The sequence below is a fragment of the Coxiella endosymbiont of Ornithodoros maritimus genome (genome assembly GCF_907164965.1).
In the GTDB taxonomy this organism is placed as follows: Bacteria; Pseudomonadota; Gammaproteobacteria; order Coxiellales; family Coxiellaceae; genus Coxiella.
Genome location: NZ_CAJRAM010000080.1, coordinates 1 through 6,365, shown reverse-complemented (window position 1 = coordinate 6,365; position 6,365 = coordinate 1). Strand labels below are relative to the sequence as shown.

The following is a 6,365-nucleotide window of genomic DNA, read 5'->3' as shown; positions in this document are numbered from 1 at the left end:
GTGAAGCCGCATATACGTTCTTTTCGTCAAAACTGATTGTTGACAACAACCCTGGGGCCATATACGTATAGACCAAAGCAGAATACGGGAAAATAATGATCTCGTCTATCATCCCCGTATTTCACTGCGCTTCATACAGGCTACTTTGCTGCTGGGCCCGCAAGGCGGCCTAACCTACACTTTCAATCGCACCATGCCTAATTATAATCTTTGATTTTTAGCTAAATTATAACCAAGATATCCTTGAGTTTAAGCCAAAATGAAACGATTCATTTCTCAACAGCTTGCGCAGTGGAAAGAAGATCCGCATGCATAGAAAGCTGATCCCCCTACGTGGCGCACGTCAAGTAGGAAAAACTACGGTTGTTCGACAGTTGGGAGAACAACTTAACTCCTTTGTAGAAGTGAATTTAGAGATCTGAAAACTTACGTCGCGTTTTTGCTGAATATAATATTTTGATATTCCACGCATTATCAGCGATCATCAAATTATTACTGGGAAAGATATCGAGCCTGCTAGAACGCTTCTTTTTCTAGATGAAGTCCAAGCTTGCCCAAGAGCGCTAAGTGGCTTTACGGTATTTTTACGAGACCCCTCCCTCAATTACACGTCATGTCAGCCGGGTCTATTGAATTTGCCATTGAGGAAGTAGGGGTACCGGTGGGCAGGATTGCGTTTTTGCATATATATCCTATGTCATTTATAGAATTTTTATGGGCACTGAAAGAAATGTCTCTTCCAGCAGCCATTTTAAAGCAGGAGCCCACAAATCCATTCAGCGATTCTGTTCATAAAAAACATTGCGCTTATTTGGCGAATATCTTGCTATCGGTGGTATGCTTGAAGCGGTTGATCTTTGGCGGCAAACTAAAAGTTATATATGTGGAGATACATCATGACTTGCTTTCATCTTACCAGCAGGATTTCGAGAAATATGCTTGTGAACCTCAGATTAAATACGTTGAGCATTTATTTCAGCAGGCTTCCCACCAGTTAGGAGAACGATTTCGATTTTCAAAGCTCACTGGTCATTTTCGTGCTAGGGAATTAATGCCGGCGCTGGAATTACTCAAAAAAGCCAATATAATTACTACTATTATTTAGCAGGGAGTTCCTCTCGGTGCTCAAGCAAACCCTAAGCAATTTAAATTAATCATGTTAGATGTTGCACTAACCCAGGCTTTAATTAGGAACCACCAGTGAAGCTTGGATTTTAACCCCAGAAAAGGCTTTTGTTAATAAAGGCGCGATTGCAGAGGCAGCAGTTGGTCAAGAACTACTTTCTTACGCTAACCCCCGTCAGCACCAACAATTATTTTATTGGCATCGACAAGAGCGAAGTAGCTAAGCGGAAATGGATTATTTAATCAGTCAAAATACACACGTCATTCCAATAGAGGTGAAGGCGGGAAGCAGATTTTCTTAAATCGACATTCTCGGACGCCCTACGGTATTCGTTTCTCAACGCACAATTATTCTGCCTTTGAAAAGATCTATTCATACCCTTGATATGCTGCTCTTCAGCAAAATTGCTTTAACGCTGCCTCTTTAGTCTTTGATTGCCCAGTGGCATAATAAGCGCTTGTTTTTGGGTTAAGAGATTGTTTTTCAGAGAAGGATTCATGGCGGATAAAATTGACATTCCTCTTTATGAAAAGGCGCGCATTGTAGTCTACGGGGATGTAATGCTGGATCGCTATTGGTATGGACAAGCTTCACGAATCTCTCCCGAAGCGCCTATTCCCGTTGTTAACGTTGATCAGATAGAAGCGCGTCCCGGCGGGGCGGCGAACGTGGCGTTGAACGTAGCTGCCTTGGGCGCTTCAGTAGAATTGATGGGGGTTGTGGGGGACGATCGGGAATCCAGAGAGCTTGAGACGTTGCTGAATAAAAAGTCTATTAACTGGCACTTTCACCGGCTCAACAACTATCCAACGGTGACTAAATTGCGTGTGCTGGGACAAAATCAACAGCTTTTGCGATTAGATTTTGAAAAAGCGTTAAAACATTACGAAGACAAAGGCTTGTTGCAGCGTTATCAACATTCACTCTCTCATGCACAAGCTGTTATTTTATCCGATTATGCTAAAGGTGCGTTATTTAACGCCACTGCACTTATTCAACGGGCGCGTGAAAAGGGCCTTCCTGTCTTAGTTGATCCCAAATCAGTTGATTTCAGGCGTTACGCGGGAGCTACGCTTTTAACGCCTAACCTAAAAGAATTTGAGGCGGTGGTGGGTCATTGCCAAACGGACCAAGAGTTGGAGTCCAAAGCGCGAGCTTTAATTCACCAATATTGTTTTGAAGCTATCCTTATCACCCGCGGAAAACAAGGGATAATGTTAATTCAGAAAGAAGGGGCGCCCATTAATTTAGTAGCCCATGCGCGCGAAGTCTACGATGTCACTGGGGCGGGCGATACAGTGATTGCAGTAATGGCAGCTTCTTTAGCAGCCGGGGGGGATTTTTACGAAGCGGTCCAGCTCGCCAATTTGGCAGCCGGTTTAGTGGTACGAAAACTCGGTGCGGCGACAGTGACGGTTCCGGAATTGCGCCGTGCATTACACCAAATAAACGCTTTCCATCATGGGGTTTTATCTGAAAAAGCACTGCTATTAGCAGTAGCAGATGCCCGCGCTCACGACGAGACAATTGTTATGACTAACGGTTGCTTTGATATTTTGCATGCCGGTCACGTTTACTATTTAGAAGCGGCTAAGGCGATGGGCCACCGTTTAATTGTAGCTGTCAACGATGACAATTCGGTAAAGCGCTTAAAAGGAAAAGACCGACCTATTAATTCATTACAAGCGCGCATGGAAGTCTTAACCGCGTTACGTGCCATCGATTGGGCAGTGCCATTTTCAGAAGATACACCTGCGCGTTTAATTACTGAGGTGTTGCCGAATATTTTAGTAAAAGGCGGCGATTACCAACTCAACCAAATCGCAGGTGGTGATGCAGTTGTTAAAAATGGTGGGAAAGTACTGACTATCCCAATTAAAGAAGGCTTTTCGACTTCGCGTTTGGTTGAAAAGATGCTCAATTAAGCGGTTATCTTAATTTAGTCTACTCTACTCTACTCCCTAAGTCAGTGCTCTATTATCAAACCCTTAACGCGACCGAAATGTCTGGTGTGGTTGGTTACAAGCACCACTTTGGTTTGTAGGTAAATACTTGCGATCAGTAAATCAAGGCCTGCTAACATTTTTCCAGATTGTTTTAATTCTGCTTTTTTTTAGCAAATTGATAAGGGGCTTTTCCACGAAATGGTCAACTTTCTCAATAAGACCATCACTTTCGCTAAATTTGTTTTTTTATGTGTTGAATTTAGGGCACCAAATAATAATTCAGTATAGTTAATAATCGTTGTGCCTAAATCGTCTAAAGGAGTTTCAGCTATTTTAGAAAGTACGCTTTCTTTACCTTTCAGAAAATAAATGAGGATATCTGTGTCCAAGATATATTTCACAGCCCAATGTCCTTATGGTCTTTGTTATAACCTGGATTCTTGAATGACTTTTTACATTTAATTCGCTGCTTCTTCGCTGAAAACACCCGCAAACTCAATTAAATCCGATTGGGAGCGGATTTGTCTTTTCGCATAACAATTGATGGCTCTCTCTAAGATATCTGTTTTCGATAAATGCAATTTTTTAGAAAGAACGGATAATCGCGTAATTGTTCGGTTACTGAACCTAAAACTCATGGCTTGCTTCATAAGTACCCGGCTGTATTATTTTTGTATATACATATTTTGATATAAATGAATAATATTGTAAATATAGCGGGCTGAGTGAATGCGTCCAGCAAGCTTAAAATTTATCCAGGCTCCTACTTTTTGTAGGTCAAGTTAAGATAATAATTATACTGCCCAGCCGGTGTTATATTACTGATAGTTAAATGGGTGCAGTTTGGGGGCGTGCTGTTGGCGAAATTTAACTAACTGTAAGGGCCGTCGATAAATGGTAACTGGTATGGCCGGAAGTGCAACAGAGTCATCGCTGGATAACCATTTTTGATAAAATCGTAAATGGATATTAGCACGGATAATTTGGCAGAGCCATTCACAGTGGTAAACGTCGGACCGATGATATTAACGCCGTTATTGCTCATGTAAATGGCAATCACTTGACTATTGGGTGGAAAACCAATGAGATTTACGGCTAAATTATCAATAAAAGGAGAAACATGCTGTTGAGCTAAAGTGGTTAGACTTATGGCCAGTAAAAATGCCATGAGGAATGGAGGTTTTTTTATTAATAATACTCCTTAAAAGTTGATGAATAACGACAATGATATCGATCAACTTTAAAGAAAAAACTTCGGGTTTTTTATCCCTGTTTGGTCAATCAATTTGTTTAAGTTAGTAGCGGTATTCGTTTGTAAATCCATTTCTGCATTTTTCGTCCCTTGGGGCGCCATTAACGAAAGGGTGGCCAGGAGGCGTTCATTGTCGAGATGATTCGTTCAAGCTGACTTTCAATTTCCGCGAGAATCAAGACTTGTTCGCGCGCTACCACCGCCGGAGATGCGGTTTTCATTTGCTTAAACCAAGCGGGACTATTAATACGTTGGTTAGCGATATAATTCTCGACTTGCAGTGGACTCGCGTACCCCTTAGGTAAATTGGGATCGTCTGGCATACTCACTTTAGAGCCTAACCCTTTAAGCGGCACGCGTTCGTTAAGGAAGGTATTGAAATTGTCTATGGCTATTGATTTTGTCGCTATTTAAAGAGCGCACAGCTAATTGGAATTTTTGATAAGCAGGATTATTCAAAAACGATTTCAACTTATCAGCGCGTTTTTCAGCACTCAGTTTGTTTAGGTTGTTTTAAGCTCACTGAAATGAATATTATCAGTTAAAGATTGGTATGGTTTTGTCAAATATTGTAAATACGTAGTGGCTGCCATTTGCGGGTCGCTTAATTGGTTGGCGTTAATGACTTGTTCGGGAAATTGTAAAAGAGTTCCAGAAATTTGATTTTTTGTATTAGTATCTGTATTGTTTTTGAGTGTTTGTAAAACGTTACTTTTTTCAACATCGGCTTGCAAAGCAAGGTCGATATTTTTATCTAAGTTGATATTTCATATTGCTGATGCTTTTTTTACTGGCAATTGCCAGCGCTTGAACTTCAAGACCAACTTCTTTTATCGCCTTTATAACGCCGCTCATGGGATCAACGTCCGCCATCGCTGATGTTGAGGCCACACAACCTAATACAAGAAAAGAAGCAATGCCAAGTACGTGAAATTTTTTCATAAATAAACCCTTTTTTAAAACCAGTGGATATTAGACGAATCCTGTTTTTTTGTTTGGGTGGATGGGGGTTGATCCACTACTGGCGAAGGCGCATTGGCTGGGGAACTGACTATCGGTAGCGCGCTGCAGTGGGGGGTTGTGGTGTTGCTGAAAATCCACCGCCGTGAGGAGCTGCGCTGCTGACAGAATCACCCTTCAAATTAGAAAAATAGGCACTGATAAAACTCCGAGTAGATAATAACGCTGAACAATGATCTACCGAGATACTGCTACATGGATGCACTTGCCAATGCACAATTACTTAAAGCATCAGCGATAGTGGAAGTAAGCGACTGATTATAGGACGCCAGGTTAATAAATTGAGGATCGGAGTAACTTAAATAATTAGCACAATCCGCAGTGGGCGTATTATCGGCGAAAGAAAACGAAGAAGCCGCTGACAAAAGGGGCTCCGCTCCTAATTAAAAGATATTTATTCATAAACCACCTTCTTCAAGAGTTTGTAAAATTAATTTAAAACGGTCCGGCGCAAAAACTCGGCCTAGTAGCCGAAACCGTTCGAATACCAAGTTGTGTTTTAGAAAAATGCCGGCGCGGTATCTGTTTCAGATTTTGATATTTCTTCAGTGCGCATGAGGACTTTCGCAGCAGCCCCGGGATAGGTTGTGTCTAAACACATCAATAAACGCAAGCCGCGCCCGGTCTTAAGGTGAGTGACTAAATTAATCATCTCATTTTTTTGCTGTAGATCAATATTTCCGATATCTTCAAGGGTCTTGCCTAGCTCTTTCAAAGCAATTTCAATCTCAGGATTGTGCCATCCATCGTCCAATCTTACACGCCCTCCATGAAGGAGATAACGCGGTAGATAATAGGGTCTTTGTAATCGCGCCAAAATTGATGAACGGCTTTATGCGACAGATCTGGTATGGCTTCTCCGCTATTTAGGCTTTTTAAGAGAATAGCCCACCAACCTTAATAAAATATTAAAAATATTAATGAGGATTTCGTTCTGTGAGGGATCTCCATACACGAAGGAAAGCGATGAATTTATCTTCTGAGCAGGCGGAATTAATGGAAAGGTTTGTTTTAATTGAAG

5 protein-coding genes and 5 pseudogenes are annotated in these 6,365 nt (G+C 41.5%); 3 read left to right on the top strand and 7 right to left on the bottom strand.

Annotated features, from left to right (window positions below):
- Positions 1 to 308 precede the first annotated feature (308 nt).
- The 3 genes from OWO34_RS09905 (at position 309) to hldE (ending at position 3,051) form a co-directional block, all read left to right on the top strand.
- Entirely contained in the window at positions 309 to 422 is a 114-nt protein-coding gene (locus OWO34_RS09905; protein ID WP_407647530.1) for an AAA family ATPase, read from the top strand.
- A 191-nt stretch (positions 423 to 613) separates the two neighbouring features.
- Complete coding sequence (locus tag OWO34_RS07435) at positions 614 to 1,105, top strand: ATP-binding protein (RefSeq protein WP_267257067.1); 492 nt, start codon at positions 614 to 616, stop codon at positions 1,103 to 1,105.
- 455 nt (positions 1,106 to 1,560) lie between these two features.
- On the top strand, positions 1,561 to 3,051 hold the full coding sequence (hldE, locus tag OWO34_RS07425) for a bifunctional D-glycero-beta-D-manno-heptose-7-phosphate kinase/D-glycero-beta-D-manno-heptose 1-phosphate adenylyltransferase HldE (protein WP_267257066.1): 1,491 nt from the start codon (positions 1,561 to 1,563) through the stop codon (positions 3,049 to 3,051).
- Positions 3,052 to 3,239: 188 nt separating this feature from the next.
- Here the strand turns inward: hldE and OWO34_RS07415 are convergent, their stop codons facing one another.
- From OWO34_RS07415 to icmW, 7 genes and pseudogenes are all read right to left on the bottom strand, one after another.
- A complete protein-coding gene (locus OWO34_RS07415) occupies positions 3,240 to 3,473 on the bottom strand; it encodes a PIN domain-containing protein (protein WP_267257065.1) in 234 nt (77 codons plus the stop codon).
- Positions 3,474 to 3,557: 84 nt separating this feature from the next.
- A pseudogene (locus OWO34_RS07410) lies at positions 3,558 to 3,653 on the bottom strand (virulence factor); the annotation flags it as partial.
- A gap of 290 nt (positions 3,654 to 3,943) precedes the next feature.
- Positions 3,944 to 4,240: a hypothetical protein gene (locus OWO34_RS07405; RefSeq protein WP_267257064.1), complete on the bottom strand. Its 297-nt coding sequence runs from the start codon at positions 4,238 to 4,240 to the stop codon at positions 3,944 to 3,946.
- A 72-nt stretch (positions 4,241 to 4,312) separates the two neighbouring features.
- Positions 4,313 to 4,914 (bottom strand): annotated as a pseudogene (locus OWO34_RS09900) (phosphoesterase); the annotation flags it as partial.
- A 9-nt stretch (positions 4,915 to 4,923) separates the two neighbouring features.
- Positions 4,924 to 5,266, bottom strand: a pseudogene (locus OWO34_RS09895) (phosphoesterase); the annotation flags it as partial.
- 14 nt (positions 5,267 to 5,280) lie between these two features.
- Positions 5,281 to 5,746: pseudogene (locus OWO34_RS07395) on the bottom strand (hypothetical protein).
- Positions 5,743 to 6,196: pseudogene (gene icmW, locus OWO34_RS07390) on the bottom strand (type IVB secretion system protein IcmW). The pseudogenes OWO34_RS07395 and icmW overlap by 4 nt, the downstream one beginning before the upstream one ends.
- Between the last annotated feature and the right edge of the window lie 169 nt (positions 6,197 to 6,365).

Excerpts from the sequence above, each read along its gene's own strand:
- OWO34_RS07405 (WP_267257064.1), bottom strand. The coding sequence starts at position 4,240 with ATGGCATTTTTACTGGCCATAAGTCTAACCACTTTAGCTCAACAGCAT.
- OWO34_RS09905 (WP_407647530.1), top strand. The coding sequence starts at position 309 with ATGCATAGAAAGCTGATCCCCCTACGTGGCGCACGTCAAGTAGGAAAA.
- OWO34_RS07435 (WP_267257067.1), top strand. The coding sequence starts at position 614 with ATGTCAGCCGGGTCTATTGAATTTGCCATTGAGGAAGTAGGGGTACCG.